General features: G+C 44.7%; 16 protein-coding genes. 6 read left to right on the top strand and 10 right to left on the bottom strand.

Going from position 1 to position 23548, the window contains the following annotated elements:
* The first annotated feature begins 318 nt into the window (after positions 1–318).
* From gltB to B5D54_RS05875, 6 genes are all read left to right on the top strand, one after another.
* Positions 319–4857 carry a glutamate synthase large subunit gene (gltB, locus tag B5D54_RS05900; RefSeq protein ID WP_078925607.1) on the top strand — a complete coding sequence of 1513 codons (4539 nt, stop codon included), beginning with the start codon at positions 319–321 and terminating at the stop codon, positions 4855–4857.
* Entirely contained in the window at positions 4858–6327 is a 1470-nt protein-coding gene (locus tag B5D54_RS05895) for a glutamate synthase subunit beta (protein WP_078925606.1), read from the top strand.
* Positions 6328–6640: 313 nt separating this feature from the next.
* Positions 6641–7339 carry a 5'-methylthioadenosine/S-adenosylhomocysteine nucleosidase gene (gene mtnN / locus B5D54_RS05890; RefSeq protein WP_078925605.1) on the top strand — a complete coding sequence of 233 codons (699 nt, stop codon included), beginning with the start codon at positions 6641–6643 and terminating at the stop codon, positions 7337–7339.
* A 10-nt stretch (positions 7340–7349) separates the two neighbouring features.
* Positions 7350–8303 carry a cobalamin biosynthesis family protein gene (locus B5D54_RS05885; RefSeq protein ID WP_078925604.1) on the top strand — a complete coding sequence of 318 codons (954 nt, stop codon included), beginning with the start codon at positions 7350–7352 and terminating at the stop codon, positions 8301–8303.
* A complete protein-coding gene (btuF, locus tag B5D54_RS05880; RefSeq protein WP_078925603.1) occupies positions 8304–9122 on the top strand; it encodes a vitamin B12 ABC transporter substrate-binding protein BtuF in 819 nt (272 codons plus the stop codon).
* 84 nt (positions 9123–9206) lie between these two features.
* Positions 9207–9827, top strand: a complete 621-nt coding sequence (locus tag B5D54_RS05875) for a TRIC cation channel family protein (RefSeq protein WP_078925602.1) — start codon at positions 9207–9209, stop codon at positions 9825–9827.
* 73 nt (positions 9828–9900) lie between these two features.
* Here B5D54_RS05875 and B5D54_RS05870 read toward each other — a convergent pair whose 3' ends face one another.
* From B5D54_RS05870 to lpxC, 10 genes are all read right to left on the bottom strand, one after another.
* Positions 9901–10251 carry a hypothetical protein gene (locus B5D54_RS05870; RefSeq protein ID WP_078925601.1) on the bottom strand — a complete coding sequence of 117 codons (351 nt, stop codon included), beginning with the start codon at positions 10249–10251 and terminating at the stop codon, positions 9901–9903.
* A gap of 263 nt (positions 10252–10514) precedes the next feature.
* Positions 10515–10868 (bottom strand): hypothetical protein, encoded by a 354-nt coding sequence (locus tag B5D54_RS05865; protein ID WP_078925600.1) that lies wholly within the window; start codon positions 10866–10868, stop codon positions 10515–10517.
* The gene (locus B5D54_RS05860) at positions 10868–11935 is read right to left on the bottom strand and encodes a hypothetical protein (protein ID WP_078925599.1); all 1068 of its coding nucleotides are present in this window, start codon (positions 11933–11935) and stop codon (positions 10868–10870) included. The genes B5D54_RS05865 and B5D54_RS05860 overlap by 1 nt, the downstream gene beginning before the upstream one ends.
* A gap of 315 nt (positions 11936–12250) precedes the next feature.
* Positions 12251–13030 (bottom strand): TSUP family transporter, encoded by a 780-nt coding sequence (locus B5D54_RS05855; protein ID WP_078925598.1) that lies wholly within the window; start codon positions 13028–13030, stop codon positions 12251–12253.
* Positions 13031–13193: 163 nt separating this feature from the next.
* Entirely contained in the window at positions 13194–16424 is a 3231-nt protein-coding gene (carB, locus tag B5D54_RS05850; protein WP_078925597.1) for a carbamoyl-phosphate synthase large subunit, read from the bottom strand.
* A 16-nt stretch (positions 16425–16440) separates the two neighbouring features.
* On the bottom strand, positions 16441–17580 hold the full coding sequence (gene carA / locus B5D54_RS05845) for a glutamine-hydrolyzing carbamoyl-phosphate synthase small subunit (protein ID WP_078925596.1): 1140 nt from the start codon (positions 17578–17580) through the stop codon (positions 16441–16443).
* Between the two features lie 481 nt (positions 17581–18061).
* Entirely contained in the window at positions 18062–18871 is an 810-nt protein-coding gene (gene dapB, locus B5D54_RS05840) for a 4-hydroxy-tetrahydrodipicolinate reductase (protein ID WP_078925595.1), read from the bottom strand.
* A gap of 95 nt (positions 18872–18966) precedes the next feature.
* Entirely contained in the window at positions 18967–19365 is a 399-nt protein-coding gene (gene mutT, locus B5D54_RS05835) for an 8-oxo-dGTP diphosphatase MutT (RefSeq protein ID WP_078925594.1), read from the bottom strand.
* A 160-nt stretch (positions 19366–19525) separates the two neighbouring features.
* Positions 19526–22237: a preprotein translocase subunit SecA gene (secA, locus tag B5D54_RS05830; RefSeq protein ID WP_078925593.1), complete on the bottom strand. Its 2712-nt coding sequence runs from the start codon at positions 22235–22237 to the stop codon at positions 19526–19528.
* A gap of 350 nt (positions 22238–22587) precedes the next feature.
* The gene (gene lpxC / locus B5D54_RS05825) at positions 22588–23505 is read right to left on the bottom strand and encodes a UDP-3-O-acyl-N-acetylglucosamine deacetylase (RefSeq protein ID WP_078925592.1); all 918 of its coding nucleotides are present in this window, start codon (positions 23503–23505) and stop codon (positions 22588–22590) included.
* Between the last annotated feature and the right edge of the window lie 43 nt (positions 23506–23548).

The raw sequence follows: 23548 nt of genomic DNA, 5'->3' as shown, positions 1-23548 counted from the left end.
GAATTTTTCGTTGCATTCACGTGCAACAAAATTGTAGGATACTTACAGTTTCTCAATGATTTTTGTTTGTTTTATTACAAATAACATTAGGAAACTTCGGTGATATTCTACTCCTACCTATATAAACCACTATAAAAGTGGCCAGATAAAAGGAATATCACTAAGGATTGTTTTTCTCACAAAATAATTCCTGTGAGAGACGGAAAGGAAGCGAATTAACCACATAGGTTGATTTAAATTGATAACAATAAGGATTGGATGCAATGCTGGGGCTTGCCTTGGCTTATCTGTGTCCGCTTGAACTGGAAGGATGTATCTATGGATAGAGAACAAAGTTCGCAAGGTCTTTATACGCCTGAATTAGAGCATGACGCTTGCGGTATCGGTTTTGTTGCTCACCTAAAGAACCGAAAATCACACCACGTCGTCACCCAAGCTCTGGACATGCTAGCGAGAATGGAACACCGAGGTGGCCAAGGCTGTGACCCATGTAGTGGAGACGGTGCGGGTATTTTGCTGCAAAAACCCCATGAGTTTTTATTAGAGGAAGCGGTGAAGCTTGGTATCAAACTTCCCTCCTTTGAAAAATATGGTGTAGGTGTAGTGCTATTTCCCAAAGATGAGCACAAGCGTGCTCAATGTCGGGATATTCTTGAGCGTAATGCTAAACGCCTTGATCTCGATGTTTTGGGTTACCGTGTCCTACCTACCGATAATTCAATGTTAGGTGCTGACCCATTAAGTACCGAGCCTCAATTTGAACATGTCTTTATTTCAGCAGGCCCAGGTAGCACACCGGAAGAGTTAGAACGTAAACTTTACGTCCTGCGTAATTATACCGTTCGCGTGTGTTTAGAAAGTGTCTCAAATATTGGTGATGATTTTTACATCAACTCACTTTCCTATAAGACACTGGTCTATAAAGGTCAGTTAACCACAGAGCAAGTCCCTCAATACTTTCTCGATTTACAAAACCCAACCATGGTGACCGCACTCGCTTTGGTTCACTCGCGCTTTTCTACCAATACTTTTCCAAGATGGCGTCTTGCACAACCTTTCCGCTATATAGCTCATAACGGTGAAATCAATACCGTTCGCGGAAACTTAAACTGGATGAAAGCACGAGAAGCGATTCTTCAATCGAATCTCTTCACTCAAGCCGAAATCGATATGTTGCTACCTATTTGTCAGGAAGGAGCCTCCGATTCCGCGAACTTTGATATGGTTTTAGAATTGTTAGTCCTGTCAGGGCGCAGTTTGCCACATGTACTGATGATGATGATCCCTGAAGCGTGGCAAGAAAATAAAACCATGGACCCGAAACGCCGTGCGTTTTATCAATACCATGCCAATATCATGGAACCATGGGATGGCCCTGCTTCTGTCTGCTTTACTGATGGTGTACAAGTAGGGGCAACGCTTGATAGAAATGGCCTACGCCCTTCACGTTATACCGTGACCAAAGATGATTTCTTGATCATGGCTTCTGAAACAGGTGTCGTCAACATTGACCCTGCCAATGTTGAATATCGTGGACGTTTGCAACCAGGACGTATTTTTGTCGCCGATCTTGAGCAAGGCCGCATCATCTCTGACGAAGAAGTAAAAGATGGCATTGCCAATGCTCAGCCTTATGAAAAATGGGTAGAAGATAACTTACTCAGCCTGAAAAAACTCCCTGAAGCGGATAACGTTCATAGCCAACCTTCTCCAGAGCGTCTATTACACCGCCAACAAGCCTTCGGAGTCAGCAGCGAAGAAGCAAATGACATCATATGCACACTGGCTGAAACAGGGTATGAACCATTAGGTTCGATGGGAGCTGACTGGCCAGTTGCCGTGCTTTCTCATCAATCGCAACACCTTGCCAATTACTTTAAGCAGTTGTTTGCTCAGGTAACTAACCCACCGATTGATCCTATTCGTGAACGAATGGTGATGTCGCTCAACACCTATATCGGCCGCGATCAAAACTTGCTGGCAGAGTCACCGGCTCACTGTCGTAAAGTGGAGCTGGAATCTCCCGTGATCTCCAATGCCGAATTAGAGAAACTGCGGGCAATTGATAATGAACACCTGCAAGCTAAAACGCTGGATATTGTTTTCCAAGCTAGCGAAGAGCCAGGCAAGCTAGAACGAGCGCTAAAGCGCATCTGTCAATATGCTGAAGATGCGGTCATTGATGGTTACTCGATCATTTTGCTGACAGACCGTGCCGTCAACTCAAACCATGCGGCTATTCCAGCCATGCTGGCAGTCGGTGCTGTCCATCACCACTTAATCCGTAAAGGGTTACGCTCGAAATGTGGCATCGTGGTAGAAACCGGAGATGCACGTGAAACCCATCACTTCGCTACTTTAGTTGGTTATGGTGCCAATGCGGTCAACCCTTACTTAGTTGTTGAAACTATTGTTGATCTTCAGCGTCGTAACAAACTGGATACTGAAGTATCGGTTGAAAAATACTTCGAAAACTATCGTAAAGGTATCAACGCTGGTCTATTGAAGATTTTCTCTAAAATGGGCATTTCAACCCTACAGTCTTACCATGGCGCTCAGATTTTTGAAGCCTTGGGGATCAGTAAAGCCGTCGTCGATAAGTATTTCACTGGCACGATTACTCGTATTCAAGGTTTGACTCTCGATGACATCGCAAAAGAAGTCGTGGTTCGTCATCGTATTGGTTACCCAATTCGTGAAATCCCGCTCCAAATGCTGGATGTGGGCGGTGTTTATCAATGGAAGCAACGAGGTGAAAAACACCTGTTCAACCCTGAAACGATCCATCTACTCCAACATTCAACCCGCAATAAAGACTACCAGCAATTTAAACAGTATGCGGCAGCAGTAGATAGCCAAGGCGATAAAGCCGTCACGCTACGTAGCCAACTGGATTTTGTTAAAAATCCGGCAGGTTCTATTCCCATTGATGAAGTCGAACCGATTGAAAGCATTGTAAAACGTTTTGCAACCGGAGCGATGTCATTTGGTTCAATCTCTCACGAGGCTCACTCAACCCTAGCCGTTGCGATGAACCGCTTAGGTGCAAAATCGAACTCCGGTGAAGGCGGTGAAGATCCAGCACGCTTTATCCGCAAAGAAAACGGTGACTGGGAACGTTCTGCGATCAAACAGGTCGCTTCTGGTCGCTTTGGTGTGACTTCTTACTATCTAACCAATGCTGATGAAATTCAGATAAAAATGGCACAAGGAGCGAAACCAGGTGAAGGGGGTCAACTTCCAGGAGATAAAGTCGATGATTGGATCGGAGCGACTCGTCACTCCACACCCGGTGTCGGTCTCATCTCTCCACCACCACACCATGACATTTATTCTATTGAAGATTTAGCTCAATTGATCTTTGACTTGAAAAATGCCAACCGTAAGGGTCGCGTTAACGTCAAACTGGTATCAGAGGCTGGAGTTGGAACCATTGCTTCTGGCGTTGCAAAAGCGAAAGCGGATGTCGTGCTCATTGCTGGTCATGATGGAGGGACAGGTGCTTCCCCGATTTCATCGATTCGCCATACCGGGCTTCCTTGGGAATTGGGCTTAGCAGAAACGCATCAAACGCTACTGAAAAACGGCTTACGTAACCGTATCGTGGTACAAGCCGATGGACAGATGAAAACGCCACGCGACATTGCTATCGCCACATTACTTGGTGCCGAGGAATGGGGAGTCGCTACCGCCGCACTTGTCGTTGAAGGGTGTATCATGATGCGTAAGTGTCATAAAAACACCTGCCCGGTCGGGATTGCTACGCAAAACAAAACACTTCGTGAACGTTTTGATGGTCGAGTAGAAGATGTTGTGACCTTCTTCCAATACATGGTGCAAGGCTTACGCGAAATCATGGCTGAACTTGGGTTCCGCACCATTGATGAAATGGTCGGTCAAGTGCAAAAACTGAAAGTTCGTGAGGATATTGGCCACTGGAAATACAAAAATCTCGATCTCTCAACCTTATTGTACGTTGAACCCCCTCGTGAGGCTGACGGCATCTACTGTCAAACCACACAAAACCATAACTTGGAAAACATTCTCGATCGTCAATTAATCGAAATTGCTCAACCAGCACTTGAGAAAGGTCTACCGATTAACGCTGAATTGCCTATCATTAACACTGATCGCAGTACAGGCACCATGCTGTCTAATGAAATTTCGAAAGTGTATAAAGATCAAGGCTTACCTCAGCCTATGCACGTGAAGTTTAATGGCAGTGCAGGTCAATCTTTTGGGGCCTTCTTGACTAAAGGTGTCCATTTTGAAGTGGAAGGGGATGCAAACGACTATTGGGGTAAAGGGCTCTCTGGTGGTACTTTGGTTCTCTATCCAAACCGTCATTCAACCTTAGTTGCTGAAGACAATATTGTGGTTGGTAACGTCTGCTTCTATGGTGCAACCTCTGGTGAATCTTTCATCCGTGGCTTAGCGGGTGAACGTTTCTGTGTTCGTAACTCTGGCGCCACAGTTGTGGTTGAAGGTGTAGGCGATCACGGTTGTGAATACATGACGGGGGGGGTTGCGATTATCTTGGGTTCAACTGGCCGTAACTTTGCCGCAGGAATGAGTGGTGGAATCGCTTATGTCTGGGACAAAGCTGGCGACTTTAACCAAAAACTCAACCCTGAATTGGTGGATCTCGATCCGATTGAACAAGAAGATAAAGCACTCTTAAAAGAAATGCTCACCAAACATGTCCAATTCACAGGGAGTGAAGTGGCAAAAACTTTCCTTAACGATTTTGAACATCACTTAGCTTCGATGGTAAAAGTCATGCCACGAGACTACAAAGCAGTACTTCAAAAACGTCAGGAAGCCGCAGCGGCAATGGAAAAAGCGGAGGCAGTGTAAATGGGTAAAGCAACGGGATTTTTAGAGTTTGGTCGTGAACTACCAAAAAAAATCGACCCAGCAGAACGGATCAAGAACAATCATGAATTTGTTCTTAATCAAGAGTTTGGGAGTAAGATTAATCAACAAGCCGCACGTTGTATGGACTGTGGGGTACCATTTTGTCATAGCGGATGCCCGATTGGTAACATCATTCCTGAGTTTAACGATGCGGTTTATCGAGATAGCTGGGAAGAAGCTTGGCAGATCTTAAGTTCAACCAATAACTTCCCCGAGTTTACGGGGCGAGTTTGCCCAGCACCTTGTGAAACGGCATGTGTGCTTGGCATTAACCAAGATCCGATCACCATCTGTAATATCGAAAAGACCATCGTTGAACGCGCTTATTTAGAAGGCTACGCTAAACCGAAAACGCCTCGTTCACGAACAGGTAAAAAAGTGGCGATCATTGGTTCAGGCCCTGCTGGGCTTGCCGCTGCTGAGCAACTCAATAGTGCAGGCCATGAAGTGACTGTCTTTGAACGAGATGAGAAAGTCGGTGGGTTACTGCGTTTTGGTATTCCTGACTTTAAATTGAGTATGGCTGTCATTGATCGCAAAATTGACCTTATGGCAAAAGCCGGTGTTCAATTTGTGGTCAATGCTCATGTTGGTGTCGATATTAACGCGCAACAATTACGCCAAGAGTTTGATGCCATTCTACTGACAGGTGGCTCGACCGTTCCTCGTGATCTCCCTATTCCAGGGCGTGAACTCAAGGGCGTTTATTTTGCGATGCAGTTCCTTGGTCAGAATAATCGCCGGGCAAACAATATGGATCTTAAAGGTGAAGAAATTCATGCTAAAGGCAAACATGTTGTCGTGATTGGTGGTGGTGATACTGGTTCCGACTGTGTGGGAACCTCCAATCGTCACGGGGCTGCAAGTATAACTCAGGTTGAAATTATGCCGATGCCCCCTGAAAAACGCCCAGCCAATATGCCTTGGCCGCAATATCCGATGATCCTTCGTACTTCCACCTCGCATGAGGAAGGATGTGAACGCCACTGGAATATTCTCACAAAAGCGTTTATTGGTAACGACAATGGTGAAGTGACTGGACTGCGTATTGCTGATATTGTTTGGAAAGAAGCTGCGCCGGGTCAACGTCCTGAATTTAGTGAAGTGGCGGGTAGTGAGCGAGTTATTGCTTGTGATATGGCTTTCCTTGCAATGGGCTTTCTTCATCCTGAGCCACATGGCGTACTTGCTCAACTGGACATCAAGCTGGATGAGCGTGGAAACGTCGCAACTCAAAACTTTGCGACCAACCAAAAAGGGGTATTTGCGGCTGGAGATATGCGAACAGGACAATCATTAGTCGTTCGTTGTATTAATGAAGGTCGAGAGTCCGCAAGAGCCGTTGATGCTTTTCTGATGGGAAATACCCACCTTGAAGCAAAAGCTGACTCATTAATGCTTTCTGCCTAACCGACTCCCCCACCTCACTTATCGTGGTGGGGGAATGGTTTTCTGTCCATTTCCTTTTCATCCTTTCCAACTTGGCTAACGTTAACGTTAGCCTTTTTTGCTCTCTTCTCACCGTTCGATCATTCCCCTTTTAAACCGAAGAGTGCATAAACCAGAGAAAAGTAGAACCGCTAAGAGAGAAATTAAACAAGCAGGAATGTGACGATAAGCACTCATTAAGCCAAATACACGTTATCTATCGAACCTATCTCGATCAAACCAAAGACAACATGGTAAACTGCAGCCGTTTTATTTATTGATAAAGAGAAATTGCATGAAAATTGGCATCATCGGTGCGATGCAACAAGAAGTCGCTATTTTAAAAGACGCCCTAGAACATGGCCAAGAAGTCAGTAAAGCGGGTTGTACCTATTACACAGGTCAACTCCATGGTGCAGATGTCATTGTTCTTCAATCAGGGATCGGCAAAGTTTCTGCCGCTATTGGCACAGCGTTATTACTTAACGACTATCAACCCGATGTGGTTATCAACACAGGCTCTGCTGGTGGATTTGAGTCAACACTGACCATGGGAGATGTAGTAATTTCCAGCGAAGTCCGTCATCATGATGCCGACGTGACCGCTTTTGGTTATGAAATCGGTCAAATGGCAGGGCAACCCGCCGCATTCAAAGCCGATGAAAAATTAATCACTGTTGCTGAACAAGCATTAGCTTCAATGCAAGATAAACATGCAGTTCGAGGGTTGATCTGCACTGGTGATGCCTTTGTTTGCACTGAAGAACGTCAAAACTATATCCGCCAACATTTCCCATCCGTCGTTGCGGTCGAAATGGAGGCCTCCGCAATCGCTCAAACCTGTCATCAATTTCAGGTTCCTTTTGTCGTGGTACGTGCTATTTCAGATGTTGCCGACAAAGCTTCACCGATGTCATTTGATGAGTTTTTACCGCTTGCTGCACAAAGCTCATCAGAAATGGTGGTAAAAATGGTTGAGTTGTTGAATAAGTAACCTAACGCTCATGGACGAACTTTCCTCTCTTTTTTATGCAAATAGCGCTCTACTGGTTATGTGGGGCGCACTGTTGTTTCACTGGGTATTGCCCATTCCACATTCAGCTCACCCCGTAACCTTATGGCATAAATTTGCAGAGCTACTTGCACAAAAGGTCAATACCCCCAATAGCTACCAACAGAGCCTTATTTCAGGGACACTAGCTTGGTTGCTCATGATCATTCCTACCGTTGCGGTCTGTATCGCCTTAAAAGCCTTGGTCTGGCAGCCTCAACTGTTTGAACTCGCTTTGCTGCTTTTAGCGCTTGATTGGCGTAGCTCTGAAAAACTCACCAAGTGCATGAGCCAAGCTCTTGAGAAAGAAGATAAAAAACTCGCCCGACGATTATTAGTCCCTTTCGTTAATCGAGAAACAGACACGCTGTCTCCATTGGGCCTTGGTAAAGCTGGCGTTGAAACCTTAACCATGGGGTTAGGGCGCAATCTTATTGGGGTACTCTTCTGGTACGCCATTTTGGGAGGCATTGGTGCTTTTCTTTATCGATTAATGGTGGAACTGGCCCGCTGCTGGTCCCCCTCAAGAGCACTATTCCACCCCTTTGGATTACCCATTATTCGAATGGTAGCAATACTGGATTTCATTCCATTACGAGGTTTCGCATTGTTGATTATACTTGGCAGCAATGTACGACAAATGCTGTCATTAACCATAGAACAAAGCCGCTCTTGGCCCTTGCCTGGCCCCGGTTGGTTACTGTGCGCAGTTGGTAACAAGTTGCAATTATCACTCGGTGGCCCAGCCATTTATGGTCAGCAAAAAGCCATTAGAAGTAAGATTGGCGGCCGGATTGCTCCAGCGAGCCTTCACCTGCAGCAAGCCTATCGCCTACTCACCCGCCGAGCATGGATCTGGATTGGGCTACAAAGCCTCTTACTCTTTATTATTCATCAAGGCTTGTAAATGAAGCGAATCTTACTGCTTAGCTTACTATTACTAAATCCATCTGCCATCACCTCAGCAGCAGAACGTATTATCAGCTTATCGCCTCATGCAACCGAGTTAGCCTTTGCCGCTGGGCTTGGTGATAAACTCATTGCCGTCAGTGAATTCAGCGATTATCCCGAACAAGCAAAAACTCGCCCAACAGTTGCTAATTTCCAAGGGATCAACATTGAACGGATCATGAGTTTACAGCCTGATTTAGTCATCGCTTGGCCCGAAGGTAACGCTATTCGAGAACTGGAGAAACTGAAAAGTCTGAGTATTCCGCTCTTTTATTCTCAACCTAAACAATTACTTGATATTGCCGACGAAATAGAACAGCTTAGCCACTATGCAGAAAACCCCTCTATAGGCCTAAAAGCGGCTAAAGACTTTCGAGAGCAGTTGACTCAACTGAAACAACGTTATGCTCACCTAGCCCCAACTCGCTATTTTTACCAACTGAGTGAAAAACCCATCATTACCTTGGCGCAAAATAGCTGGCCAAGTGAAATTTTTCAGTTTTGTGGTGGAGAAAACGTCTTTCAACATAGTCCATCGGCTTATCCACAAGTCAGCATAGAGCAGGTATTACTCGCACAACCCGAGGTCATTTTCACCGCCGAATATGCTATTGGTCATGACTCAATGTGGAGTCAATGGAGTGAACAACTCATCGCAGTCAAACGCTCGCACCTCTGGGACCTCAACTCAGATTGGCTTAACCGCCCAACACCAAGGACACTCATGGCCATTGAACAGGTTTGTGGATATTTTGAACAGCAACAGACACCTTGATATCGCCAAAGTATTTGCTACACTCGGCAACCGATTCACCTCACCCGATAAATAAACAGGGAATGTTAAGCGAGCGATTATACATTGGATACCTCACTGCTCTACCTTATTGATATGTTTGGCACCGCAGTGTTTGCCGTTTCTGGCGTACTACTGGCAGGACGACTCAAGATGGACCCATTTGGTGTCGTCGTTCTAGCCAGCGTGACAGCTATTGGCGGTGGCACCATACGAGATATGGCCTTAGGGGCAACCCCCGTCTTTTGGATTACCGATACGACGTATTTGTGGGTCGTCTTCATTACTTGTTTATTGACGATGCTGCTCGTTCGCCGCCCTAAACGCTTACCTTGGTGGATCCTTCCTGTCTGTGATGCAATAGGATTAGCAGTATTTGTCGGTATTGGTGTTGAAAAAGCATTGATTTATCAGGAATCAGCGCTGATCGCCATCATTATGGGTGTCGTCACTGGCTGTGGGGGCGGGATTATTCGAGATGTGCTTGCTCGAGAAATACCGATGGTGCTAAGAAGTGAAGTTTACGCTACCGCCTGTATTATCGGAGGAGTGGTTCACACCAGTGCATTAAGCTTGAACTACGACAGCTCAACGGCCTTTCTCTTCGGTGTTGCGTCCACATTGTTTATCCGTTTAGGCGCGATTCGTTGGCATCTTTCCTTACCCACTTTTGCATTAACCAAATAGTGAGCATTCAACAATACAGGGGTGGATGCATTACAATCGCTTTTAGATATTTCCCTTGGTTTGATGGCCATCACTAAATCAGTTCAGATAAGAGCATCATCAAGCCCATTAATACCACTGATAATATATGAATCCGGCAAATCCAACGTTGTAGTGGTGTCGCCACTTCTTGCTGACGGTCGCAATTAAAGCTCAGAAAGTCGCCTGGTCTTTGCAAAAAACCGATAGGGTTTCCAATATTATGAAGATAGACCAAGGTTCTAAACGGCCACTTGACCACCTGACTGACTTCATCTTCCCCCGTTGCCCGTAGTTTACGGTCTATACTTGGCGTGACCCAAAATACCCCTAATAGCCAAGTCAGAAAAGCAAGAAGCAAAAAGAAAAGACCTAAAGTACCAATCCACATCGGTTGCTCTTCCATTAAAAAGCCCCTTTTATTATGTCATATCTTTTACCTGACCAATCTTTGGCTGTTTTATCTGCCCACTCTGAAGTTTGATAAGATACATAGGCGGTAACCGCGAGTGAGCCAATCAACACCCCCCACCCTACTGGGCAAGCTAGTAGGTTAATCCCCAAAAACCAGCAGTCTGGGCCATAGTGCTTTACTCTACGGGGAATAAAAAAGTCGCCTCTATCTGACCGCTTTAGCTATCCCATCACAACACTTAACTTGCCAAGCCATTACCAAATCAAATTAGCTAACAGCATCGTCAACATCATTAATACTACTGATAATATATAAATCCGGCAGATCCAACGTTGTAGTGGTGTCGCCACCTCTTGCTGACGGTCGCAATTAAAGCAAAGCACAATCCCAGGGGAGTTCAACATACCCATAGGCATTCCTATATTATAAAGATAGACCATGGTTCTAAACGGCCATTTGACCACCTGACTGACTTCATCTTCCCCCGTTGCCCGTAGTTTACGGTCTATACTTGGCGTGACCAAAAATACCCCCAATAGCCACATCAACATAGCAAGCAGCCCAAAGAAACCGACGACAAATGAATACCATAATGGAGCATTTTCCATTACATCCTCCTTGATAGAGCATCATAAATATCGCCAGACAATGCTTTCGCTTCCTTATCCGCCCACTCTGAAGCTTGGTAAGATACATAGGCGGTAGCCGCGAGTGAGCCAATCAACACCACCCACCCCACTGGGCCAGCTAATAGGTTAATCCCCAAAAAACCAGCAGCAGTAGCACGAGCCGCCCCTTGTAAGGCAAATGTCATCGTTGTTCGTGCTGAAACTCCTCCAATAGCTGTACCAAATCCCAATCCGGCACCTTCAGTAACCAAAACCCGAGCGTAATCTTCATTATTTTTACGTGCATCGTTGACTTTATTAAGTCGAGACGCCCCATCTAAAACCAGTAGACCTCGCCCTGCAACGTGTATGTTGCGACTTAGCGAGTGCAAGCTTTGGATATGTCCACTATTAGATACATTCAGGGTTTGATGAGTACGGCGCGATCCAGGTGTATTACCTTGATGATTCCGGCCATCTTTCGCCACATTGATCCCTCGTTCAACATTATGTAGTGGAGAGGAAGCCGCATTTTTACCTAGCCGAGTACGATAAATTTCCAACTCAGTGGAAAAACTGGTCTGAAGGTTGCTATAAGCCATCCGAGCGTGAATTTCTTTGGCGGCGATCAAACCACGCTGATGATGAAAGTTACGCATACGAGCTTGCTTAGCTTGATGTAAATCAATCAACGCCTGCTCATAGCGTTTTAAATGGGTTTGAAATAAATTAGAACGAGAGCCAACCGCAGTTAAGGCCGCCCCCGTATAACCATTCAAATTCAATACGGGATCAATTAAATCCTGTTTAATTTGAGCAACAGGTAATAAATAGTCGCCAAGAAAATGATTAGCCTGGTTAAGTTTCTCTAGCTCTCCTGTTGAAAAGCGGCGAAACTGCATAAGTAACCGTTCTGCCTCAACATCACAAGTTAAAGCATAGGGTTGATTGGGAAGTAAGATCGACTGTTGTGGATGTTGCTGTCTAAATTTCGCCAGTACATCGGGTTGACCCGCAAAAAAGTTGTCCGCATTCTGAGCAGACAGAGGGAGGTAATAAGAGTGCATTGGTGATGTCTACAGTTAGCCATAAGAAATGCCGAGATCCTAAATAACTGGCTAAACCAGCTCAACAATAAGTTGCATAATAAAAAAGAAATTGTCGCACAGCTCACTAAATGTAATGCGGAATAATCATAATTTATTATTATTAATACAGTTGCAAAGAACGATAAGAGCCCTGTTTACTACCAACAAAGGTGTACCTTCGCCTTTTCCAGCGTTCCTAACTTTAGAGTTGTGAACTGTTACGCGCCTAGCATAGCGGCTCACTATTTAACTAGACCTAGCATAACTCTCTGTTAAAAAACAATGATTCAATATTTAAAAAATAGATTGTAACCATGAGGAATGCTGTTCCCAAAGCAACTTCACTGCCATTAACATCGACATAGTAATCACCAAAGGGCGGATCCAACGCTGACCTTTCGTGACCACCACTTTGGCCCCGATACGGGCACCAATAAACCCACCGACAGCCATGGTTAAACCTATCTGCCAAATCGGCAACCCCGCAAGTAAGAAAAAGAGTAACGCGGCAATATTAGAGGTAAAGTTCAACACTTTAGTGCGGGCAGTCGCTTCAACTAAACCTAAATGGCCTAAAACCACAAAACAGACCGTAAAGATCGATCCCGTGCCAGGGCCAAAAAAGCCATCGTAAAATCCGACACCAAAACCAACCGTGAAAGCAAAAGTGCTTTCAGATAAAGGAGCTGGGCCAGTCTCTATTTTTGTCGCTGGTGCAAGCAGAAAATAGAGCGAAATAGCAATCAGAAGTGCAGGAATTAAGCTGGTCAACAAAGAGGTATCAATATACTGCACCAATTCTGCTCCCAACGCGGCACCAACAAAGGTACAGGCAATCGCTAGGCGCATGGTTTTCAAGTTCACCACACCTTGACGAACGAAATAAAGGGTCGCCGAAAAGCTGCCAAATGAACTTTGTAGCTTATTCGTAGCCAGAGCTTGAGTCGGTGGTACACCCACTGCAAGTAAGGCTGGCAATGTGAGTAAACCGCCCCCCCCCGCCATCGCATCAATAAAACCAGCAAGGCTTGCAACTAGAAACAGCAAACCTAACACTTCAATTGAGATATCCATAAAATCCTTAGCTGTAAGTCAAAGTAAACAGAGGGATGAAGATTAAACGTCACTGGTTGAAATATACTTGAGCAACCATAAAAAAGCCCGCTTAATTCAGCGGGCAATGAGGTTGTCAGACAGGCTTAACACCTATCAGTATTGTTATTTGCCAATAGAGCTATCACACTAAGCTGGCTTTTACTTTTTCATGTAACTCTTGTACAGAAGTCACGGATGCTTTCGGATCCGCAGTATGAGACATACAGGTTGCAAAAGCCGCATTCAGTGTAGTGGTATAGTTAACTTTCTCCGCTAACGCACCACGGCGTAACACTTTCGAGTCTTCAATCGCTTGACGCCCCGCTGCCGTATTCACAATGTAGGTGTACTCATTGTTTTTGATCCGGTCAAGAATGTGTGGACGCCCTTCATGGACTTTATTCACCAGACGAGGGTTAATCCCAGCTTCACCCAAAATGACTGCAGTACCATGTGTCGCATCCAGTTTATAACCTAACTTAATCAACTTAGAAGCTAAATCGACAACTCGCTCTTTATCTTCTTCACGAACCGACAATAGCGCTCGGCCACTCTCAGGATACACATTGCCACAACCAAGCTCCGCTTTAGCAAAAGCTTCTGCGAAGGTTGAACCAACGCCCATCACTTCGCCGGTTGAACGCATTTCAGGACCAAGTAATGGGTCAACGCCAGGGAACTTATTAAAAGGAAGAACCACTTCTTTCACCGAGTAATAGGGTGGAATAATTTCTTTGGTAAACCCTTGCTGTTCAAGAGATTGCCCAGCCATTACCCGAGCAGCGATTTTCGCTAATGGAGCTCCGGTTGCTTTAGAAACAAACGGAACGGTACGTGCAGCACGTGGGTTAACTTCAATCAGGTAGACTTCGTTATCTTTTACAGCAAACTGAGTATTCATCAAACCTCGCACACCAAGCTCAAATGCGAGTTTTTCGACTTGCTCACGCATTTTATCTTGGATAGCTTGGCTTAGTGTATAGGCAGGCAGTGAACAAGCTGAGTCGCCCGAGTGAACACCCGCTTGCTCGATATGTTCCATAATGCCACCGATGACGACGCGTTCACCATCACAAATCGCATCGATATCCACTTCCGTTGCATCATCCAAGAAACGATCAAGCAGAACCGGAGACTCGTTAGAAACACTGACGGCTTCATTAAAGTAGCGACGCAGATCTTGTTCATCATAAACAATTTCCATCGCCCGACCACCTAAGACATAAGAAGGGCGAACCACCAAAGGAAACCCGATTTCTTTAGCTTTATCCACTGCTTGATCAAGCGCCGTTACAGTAGCGTTTTCTGGCTGCTTAAGCCCCAAACGTTCAACCGCTTGCTGGAATCGTTCACGGTCTTCCGCACGGTCAATCGCATCTGGGCTCGTACCAATAATCGGTACGCCAGCGGCCTCCAATGCACGAGCGAGTTTCAGTGGCGTTTGACCACCATACTGAACAATGACCCCTTTCGGTTTTTCAACGCGAACAATCGCTAATACGTCTTCCAGAGTGACGGGTTCGAAATATAAACGATCGGAGGTGTCGTAATCGGTTGAAACCGTTTCAGGGTTACAGTTAACCATAATAGTTTCATAACCGTCTTCACGAAGTGCAAGTGAAGCATGAACACAGCAGTAGTCAAACTCGATACCTTGCCCAATACGGTTTGGGCCACCACCCAGAACCATGATTTTTTCACGGTCGGTTGGATTCGCTTCACACTCTTCATCATACGTTGAATACATGTAAGCGGTGTCAGAGGAAAACTCTGCCGCACACGTATCAACGCGTTTATAGACGGGGTGAATATCAAACTGATCGCGCAGACGACGTATTTCACTTTCTGCCACCCCTAACAACGTTGATAGACGAGCATCAGAGAAACCTTTACGTTTCATTTTGCGCAAGACTTGGGCGTTTAAGCCGGCAAAACCACCCGCTTTGATCTCTTGCTCCATGTTAACCAGTTCTTCAATTTGGACTAAGAACCAACGGTCAATATTGGTCAGATTAAAAATGCCATCGACAGAAAGACCAGCACGGAACGCATCCGCGATATACCAAATTCGCTCTGCCCCTGCTTCTTTTAACTCTTGGCGAATTTTAGTCAATGCATCGGGAGCATCGAGATCCACCATTTCATCAAAGCCATTAACGCCCACTTCAAGGCCACGCAATGCTTTTTGCAGTGACTCTTGTTGGTTACGACCGATGGCCATCACTTCCCCAACCGATTTCATCTGAGTGGTTAAGCGGCTATTCGCCCCTGCAAATTTTTCGAAGTTAAAGCGTGGAATTTTAGTGACAACGTAGTCAATGGTAGGCTCAAATGACGCTGGTGTTGCACCACCCGTAATGTCATTCATCAACTCATCTAACGTAAAGCCAACCGCCAGCTTCGCTGCCACTTTAGCAATAGGGAAGCCCGTCGCTTTTGAGGCTAAAGCCGAAGAGCGAGATACTCGAGGGTTCATCTCGATGATCACCATGCGGCCATCTTTCGGGTTAATACCAAACTGCACGTTCGAGCCACCCGTTTCAACCCCAATTTCACGCAATACGGCTAGTGATGCATTACGCATGAGCTGGTATTCTTTATCGGTGAGGGTTTGTGCAGGTGCGACCGTGATTGAGTCACCAGTATGAATCCCCATCGGATCGAAGTTTTCTATCGCACAGACGATAATGCAGTTGTCGTTCTTATCACGTACAACTTCCATTTCATACTCTTTCCACCCAATCAGTGATTCATCAATCAGCAATTCGTTGGTTGGAGAAAGATCCAATCCTCGGCGACAAATATCATCAAATTCTTCTTTATTATAAGCGATACCGCCACCCGTTCCGCCCATAGTAAAAGAAGGACGAATAATACAAGGAAAGCCAACCATATCTAACACTCGGTAAGCTTCTTCCATTGTTTTTGCGGTATCTGCACGTGGGCATTCAAGCCCAATCGATTTCATCGCTTTATCAAAACGTGACCGGTCTTCTGCTTTATCAATCGCATCCGCAGTTGCCCCGATCATCTCTACACCGAACTCAGCCAGTACTCCGTGCTTTTCCAGTGCCAGCGCACAGTTCAGTGCAGTCTGTCCACCCATGGTCGGCAAAATTGCATCTGGACGTTCTTTTTCGATGATTTTACGTACCACTTCCCAGTGGATCGGTTCAATATACGTTGCATCCGCCATTTCTGGATCTGTCATAATGGTCGCAGGGTTAGAGTTAACCAAAATGACTCGATACCCTTCTTCACGCAGTGCTTTACAAGCTTGCGCACCTGAGTAGTCAAACTCACAAGCCTGACCAATAACAATCGGACCTGCACCTAAGATAAGAATGCTCTGAATGTCAGTACGTTTTGGCATTATTTACTACTCCAAATTAAGCGCGGTATTGTTTAATCAGTTCGATGAAGTGGTCAAAAAGCGGGGCAGCATCGTGCGGACCAGGGCTCGCTTCAGGGTGACCTTGGAAGCTAAAGGCGGGTTTATCCGTACGACAAATACCTTGCAATGTCCCATCAAATAAAGATTTATGAGTTGCTCGCACATTGTCCGGCAACGTAGCTTCATCAGCAGCAAAACCATGGTTTTGTGACGTAATCATCACCACATTGGTCGCTAAATCTTTCACTGGATGGTTTGCACCATGGTGACCAAATTTCATTTTTACCGTTTTAGCGCCGGACGCAAGCGCTAGAATTTGGTGACCTAAACAGATACCAAATACAGGTAACCCTTTATCTAAAAAGGTTTTGGTCGCTTCAATGGCATAAGTGCAAGGTTCTGGATCTCCAGGGCCATTAGACAGAAAAATACCGTCAGGATTAAGCGCTAACACTTCTTGTGCAGAGGTTTCAGCTGGAACAACCGTTAAACGACACCCACGATCTACCAACATACGTAAGATATTGCGCTTCGCACCAAAGTCATAAGCCACAACATGATATGGCAATTCGTTGTCATCTTTGGCTTCAGGTAGACCACCTTCTAATGTCCATGAACCTTGCTTCCAAGAATAGGCTTCTTTGGTTGAAACCACTTTTGCAAGATCCATCCCTTTTAGCCCAGGAAACTCTTTTGCCTTACTGAGTGCAAGCGCTTGATCAAGATTGTCACCAGCCATTAGGCAGCCATTTTGTGCCCCCGTCTCACGCAAATGACGAGTAAGCTTACGTGTATCAATATCCGCAATGCCGACAATATTTTGCGACTTGAGGTAATCAGAAAGAGAACGTTCGCTACGGAAATTGGAAGCAATCAAAGGAAGATCGCGGATAACTAAACCTTGAGCATGGATGGAAGAGGATTCTTCGTCTTCGGAATTGGTTCCAGTATTACCAATGTGGGGATAAGTGAGGGTTACAATTTGCTGAGAATAAGATGGGTCAGTGAGGATTTCTTGGTACCCCGTCATCGAGGTATTAAAAACGACTTCACCAACGGAAATACCCTCAGCGCCAATGGACACTCCGTGGAACACTGTCCCATCTTCCAGGACTAACAGTGCTGATTTACTCAAGACAACCTCCAGAATAAAAATGCATAAAACATAAATTAATTTGCAAATTTGCCATCCTTTTCGCTTAGAAACTTTGCTCTAGGGTGTTTTAGACAAATTGGCGGTATTCTAAAGTTCACCCTGATTCCTGTCAATATTCGCTTATAAATAAAAATTCAATTCAGAGGATTACCACTATAAAATGTGCCAAACCATGTAAAAAAACACTTTTTAGCCCAAAATTCATCACCTCTCTCTTAAAGTGAATAAAAACGCACCAACAGGAAATAAACAAAGACAGAAATAATCACAACCATAAAAAGCAAACGATAAACTCAAAACAAAACATGCAAAAACAACAAACTAAATAGAAAATCAAGAAGAAAACAGACAAACAACAAGGATAATGATAAAAAAATGGAGAGTTATGAAAAGAAAACTTAAGGAAGAAAATAGCGAACAAAAGATGTGCGCCAAACAACGTCGGCGCATAATTATGTAATTACAGTTCGTTTAAAAATAGGACATCCGTCATAGAATAAAGGCCCGCATCTTTCTCTGCTAGCCAAACAGCGGCTTTCACTGCACCATTGGCAAATGTCATACGATCAGTGGCTTTATGAGTTATTTCAACACGTTCACCGATATCAGCAAACATGGCTGTGTGCTCACCGACGATATCACCAGCGCGAATGGTGGCAAAACCAATTTCATTCCGTTGTCGCTCACCAGTAATGCCTTCCCGCGCATAAACGGCCACATCACTGAGCTTATTCCCCATAGCGCCAGCAATCGCCTCTCCCATACCAATGGCAGTGCCTGAAGGAGCATCAACTTTATACCGATGATGAGCTTCGATGATCTCAATATCACAATAGTCCCCCATCACCTTGGCGGCTTTCTCGAGTAGCTTAAAGACTAAGTTAACGCCCACGCTGTAATTGGGAGCCATCACAATAGGAATCACTGTCGCAGCTTCATTAATGATTGCTCGCTCTTGCTCACTAAAACCAGTAGTACCAATCACCAATTTTTTTCCGTATTGTTTGCATAGCTCGATATTCGCTAACGTACTGGCTGGAGCGGTAAAATCAATGATCACGTCGAAATCATGAATCGCTAACTCTAGGTTATCGACTAGAGCCACATCCAATCGGCCTTCACCACATAATTCGCCAATATCTACACCGACTAATGAAGACTCAGGACGTTCAGACCCGGCACCAACCGTTGTTTCAGGGTGATAATGGCTCGCTTTGACTAAATTACGGCCCATTCGACCAGCCGCACCTGCAATCGCAATTCTTACCATTGCATTTTCTCCATTTCTATTTCGTGTGTACTATACACACTCTCTATCCAATCTATCTCTCTAAACTACCAACTATCCTTGATGCTGGCTAGCACTTAGCGAAACTCTTTCATCACTCTTTCAACAATCGGGATATTGGCTTCAGGAAAGGAATAGTCAGCAAGTTCGCCGATTGACACCCATTGACCTTGCTGACCTTCTTTACCAAAAGGCTGTCGATTGAAATCATGGATCAGCATAAAATCAAACTTGAGCGACTTATCAGAATAGTCAAATTCAAGATGCTGAAAAAGAGATTGGGTTTTAACTTCGATCCCGACTTCCTCTTCAAGCTCTCGATACATGGCTTGTTCAATCGTTTCTCCGGCTTCGACTTTTCCACCAGGAAACTCCCATAATCCCCCCTGATGCTTATCATCGGGACGTTTAGTAATAAACAACCGAGAGCGTTCAGAATTAAGAATAATTCCAGCCACAATGTGAATACGCTTCATCATCATTTCCTTTAAATTCAGGCTATATGCAGTAAACCACAAAGTTCATACCAATAGAAAGCGCACCGCATGATATGCCTTTATAGTCCGCGCTTTCTCATAAGCAACAAAAAGAGCCGACAAAGCGGCTCTTTTACAGTCCAATCCATCACACAATGGACTAAGCTATTTTACCGTGGCACTGTTTATATTTTTTACCACTACCACATGGACAAGGCTCATTACGCCCTATTTTTCGCTCTTCTCGGACTAAAGGCTGATGCGACGCCTCATCCTGATCATTATCTAAGTTACCATGCTGAGCTTGAGCACGTCTCACCGCTTCTTCAGCCTGAGCCTGACGTTGCGCTTCCATTCGCTCAACTTCTTCTTGTTGCTGAACCCGAACCTTAGACAAAATAGTGATCACATCCGATTTCAGTGATTCAAGCAGGCCTTCAAACAGCTCAAACGACTCACGTTTATACTCTTGTTTCGGGTTTTTCTGAGCATAGCCACGTAAATGGATGCCTTGGCGCAAGTGATCCATAGCCGCTAAATGCTCTTTCCAGAGGGTATCAAGCGTTTGTAACATAACCGATTTTTCAAAGTTACGCATGACAGAAACACCAACCGCTTGCTCTTTCTCTTGGTAAACGACGACCGCTTGTTCAAGAATACGTTCGCGCAAAGCTTCTTCATACAACTTATCATCTTCATCCAACCAAGTTTGAATCGGTAGAGAGAGATCAAAATCATTTTTCAAACGTTCTTCTAAGCCACTAATATTCCACATATCTTCCAAAGATTGAGGGGGAATATATTCGTCGATCACCGCCGTGAAAACATCCACTCGGTTTTGCTCGATCATGTCACTGATATCATCCACTTGCATCAGTTCATCACGAAGTTCATAAACCACTTTACGTTGATCGTTTGCTACATCATCATACTCAAGCAGTTGCTTACGGATATCGAAGTTACGCCCTTCCACTTTTCTCTGGGCTTTTTCAATAGAACGAGAAAGCATTTTACTTTCAATGGCTTCCCCTTCTTCCATACCACTTTGAATCAAACTTGCCATACGATCTGAAGTAAAGATACGTAGCAGACTATCTTCCATGGATAAGTAGAAACGCGAAGAACCTGCATCCCCTTGACGGCCAGAACGACCTCGTAACTGGTTATCGATTCGACGAGATTCATGGCGCTCAGTACCGATGATATGTAGACCGCCCGCATCTAATACCTGATCATGAACTTTTTTCCATTCCGCTTTGATTTGCTCAACTTGCTCAGGGCTAGGATTGGTTAAGCTTTCCACTTTTGCTTGCCAGCTTCCCCCCAACACAATATCCGTACCACGCCCCGCCATATTTGTAGCAATGGTGACCGCGCCCGGTGTCCCCGCTTCTGCCACAATTTCCGCTTCTTTTTCATGGAACTTAGCATTAAGCACGTTATGTTTGATTTTCGCTTTTTTCAAAGCATTAGCTAACAACTCAGATTTTTCAATCGAAATAGTACCAACCAATACGGGCTGCCCTTTGGCTACACGCTCTTTAATATCTTCAATAATGGCCGCAAATTTTTCGGCTTCAGTGCGATAGACCACATCAGGCATATCATTACGAACCATCGGTTTATTGGTTGGGATCACCACCGTTTCTAAACCGTAAATAGATTGGAACTCAAACGCTTCGGTATCGGCAGTCCCTGTCATCCCCGATAGTTTTTCATAAAGACGGAAGTAGTTCTGGAAAGTGATGGAAGCCAATGTTTGGTTTTCATTTTGGATATTAACCCCTTCTTTTGCTTCCACGGCTTGATGTAAACCATCAGACCAACGACGCCCCGGCATCGTACGCCCCGTATGCTCATCCACAATGACCACTTCACCATCATCCGTAACGATGTAATCTACATTTTTCTCAAATAAAACATGAGCACGTAGCGCGGCATTAACATGGTGCAATAAGCTGATATTCGTTGGAGAATAAAGGGTATCTCCCTCTTCCATCATTCCATTATTAATCAGCAGTTCTTCCACATATTCCTGACCCGTTTCGGTGAGATAAACCTGCTTAGATTTCTCATCAACCGTATAGTGGCCATCACCACGATACTCCTCGGAATCTTCTTTATCTTGTCGCTTGAGATTCGGAATAAGGGTATTAATACGTGTATAAAGCTCTGAACTGTCTTCAGCTGGGCCTGAAATGATCAATGGTGTACGGGCTTCATCAATGAGAATAGAGTCCACTTCATCGACAACGGCAAAAAAGCGTTCACGCTGAACCCGATCTTCCATTCGAAAAGCCATGTTATCGCGCAAATAGTCAAAACCAAATTCATTGTTTGTTCCATAGAGAACATCAGCTTGGTAGGCTTGCTTTTTCTCGTGGGGAGGCATATTAGGTACGTTAATACCCACTGTCATACCTAAGAATTCAAATAAAGGACGGTTAGTTTCTGCATCACGTTTAGCAAGATAGTCGTTGACAGTAACAATATGAACGCCTTTTCCCGCTAGGGCATTGAGGTACGCTGGCAGAGTCGCGGTTAATGTTTTACCTTCCCCCGTGCGCATCTCTGCAATTTGTCCAGCATTGAGTACCATACCACCGATAAGTTGGACGTCGAAATGACGCATGCCAAAGACACGTTTGGACGCCTCACGCACAGTAGCAAATGCTTCTGGCAATAATTGATCTAATGTTTCACCTTGCTCAATACGTTGACGAAACTCTACTGTTTTTGCTTGGAGTTCATCATCTGAAAGGGCCTGAAAGGCAGGCTCAAAATTATTGATCTCTTTTACAATCTTTCTTAAACGGCGCAAGGTGCGGTCGTTGCGACTGCCAACCACCTTTGTCAGTAGCTTAGTTATCATTTTTTGTGAATCTCTCTTTACTTAGATCTTCCCGATCTACTTTTAATGTCTCTAGTCTCTACCTATCTGCAACTAAGGATACTGAGATAAATCATGTATCTTGGATATTGTGATGGTTACCTTTATTTTCAAGACACTAAACCAATTATGTGGCCCTTAGTGTAAGAAATTTTACCGATAAGAACCAACTGCAATCAGGCCTGTTTGCACTCAACTTAACATTTTGTATGTCCAATATCACTCAAAAGGTCAATTCACCGCCAGTTTACCCATGAAGGCGGCAAATAATGACCGCTTTTCGCCAATAAAAAAGCCAGACATTAAGTCTGGCTTTTTTATTGTATGAGAAACTAGGCTATGACTATATTAGGCTCAGCAAACGTCACTGGCGAACCGACTTCTTCTTCGAAGGTAGCCCATTCCCAAGCTTCTTGGTCTGCTAATACAGCTCGAAGCAATTGGTTGTTTAAACCATGCCCAGACTTATAAGCTCTGAACTCACCAACAATGGCATGTCCACACATGTAAAGATCACCAATAGCATCCAGAACTTTGTGAGTCACAAACTCATTAGCGAATCGTAAACCTTCTTCATTAAGAATGCGGTAATCATCTAATACAATGGCACAATCAAAGCTCCCACCTAAACATAAGTTTTGTGATTGTAAGTACTCAATATCACGCATGAAACCAAAAGTTCGAGCGCGAGAGATTTCTTTCACAAAGCCTTGAGATGAAAAATCAAACACTAAGTGCTGTTCGTCACCATCAATAGCGGGGTGGTTAAATTCGATTTCAAAGTCCATTTTAAAGCCGTTATGTGGGCGAAGTTCTGCCCATTTATCACCATCTTCAAAACGCACATTTTTTTTAATACGAATAAAACGCTTAGGCGCATTCAGTTTTTCAACACCCGCTTGTTGTAGCAGGTAAACAAATGGACTAGCACTGCCATCCATAATCGGAATTTCTGGTGCATCGACTTCAACAATAACATTGTCAATGCCCATACCAGCGAGCGCAGCATTTAAGTGCTCAACTGTTGAGATACGGATACCTTCATCATTCACCAGCGCAGTACAAAGCATGGTGTCACGTACAGATTCTGGATCAGCCGGAAAATCAACCGGTGGATTCACATCTGTACGACGATAAATAATACCTGTATTTGCAGCAGCAGGGCGAAGAGTGAGCGTGACTTTACGACCAGAGTGAAGTCCCACTCCAGTTGTTTTCACTATTTCTTTCAGAGTACGTTGTCTGATCATCTACTTGCCTCTATTTCGATGCCACAAAACTCGACCGATAAAA

Origin of the sequence: Vibrio cincinnatiensis DSM 19608 (assembly GCF_900167345.1) — a bacterium.
GTDB classification, from domain to species: Bacteria; Pseudomonadota; Gammaproteobacteria; order Enterobacterales; family Vibrionaceae; genus Vibrio; species Vibrio cincinnatiensis.
The sequence above is the reverse complement of the archived record's forward strand: the minus strand, read 5'-3'. Positions and strand labels throughout refer to the sequence as shown.

Coding starts and splice junctions, on each gene's coding strand:
- secA (WP_078925593.1), bottom strand. CDS start 22,237: ATGATAACTAAGCTACTGACAAAGGTGGTTGGCAGTCGCAACGACCGC.
- mutT (WP_078925594.1), bottom strand. CDS start 19,365: ATGAAGCGTATTCACATTGTGGCTGGAATTATTCTTAATTCTGAACGC.
- B5D54_RS05855 (WP_078925598.1), bottom strand. CDS start 13,030: ATGGATATCTCAATTGAAGTGTTAGGTTTGCTGTTTCTAGTTGCAAGC.
- B5D54_RS05860 (WP_078925599.1), bottom strand. CDS start 11,935: ATGCACTCTTATTACCTCCCTCTGTCTGCTCAGAATGCGGACAACTTT.
- gltB (WP_078925607.1), top strand. CDS start 319: ATGGATAGAGAACAAAGTTCGCAAGGTCTTTATACGCCTGAATTAGAG.
- B5D54_RS05870 (WP_078925601.1), bottom strand. CDS start 10,251: ATGGAAGAGCAACCGATGTGGATTGGTACTTTAGGTCTTTTCTTTTTG.
- dapB (WP_078925595.1), bottom strand. CDS start 18,871: ATGGTAAGAATTGCGATTGCAGGTGCGGCTGGTCGAATGGGCCGTAAT.
- carB (WP_078925597.1), bottom strand. CDS start 16,424: ATGCCAAAACGTACTGACATTCAGAGCATTCTTATCTTAGGTGCAGGT.
- mtnN (WP_078925605.1), top strand. CDS start 6,641: ATGAAAATTGGCATCATCGGTGCGATGCAACAAGAAGTCGCTATTTTA.
- B5D54_RS05885 (WP_078925604.1), top strand. CDS start 7,350: ATGGACGAACTTTCCTCTCTTTTTTATGCAAATAGCGCTCTACTGGTT.
- B5D54_RS05895 (WP_078925606.1), top strand. CDS start 4,858: ATGGGTAAAGCAACGGGATTTTTAGAGTTTGGTCGTGAACTACCAAAA.
- lpxC (WP_078925592.1), bottom strand. CDS start 23,505: ATGATCAGACAACGTACTCTGAAAGAAATAGTGAAAACAACTGGAGTG.
- btuF (WP_078925603.1), top strand. CDS start 8,304: ATGAAGCGAATCTTACTGCTTAGCTTACTATTACTAAATCCATCTGCC.
- B5D54_RS05865 (WP_078925600.1), bottom strand. CDS start 10,868: ATGGAAAATGCTCCATTATGGTATTCATTTGTCGTCGGTTTCTTTGGG.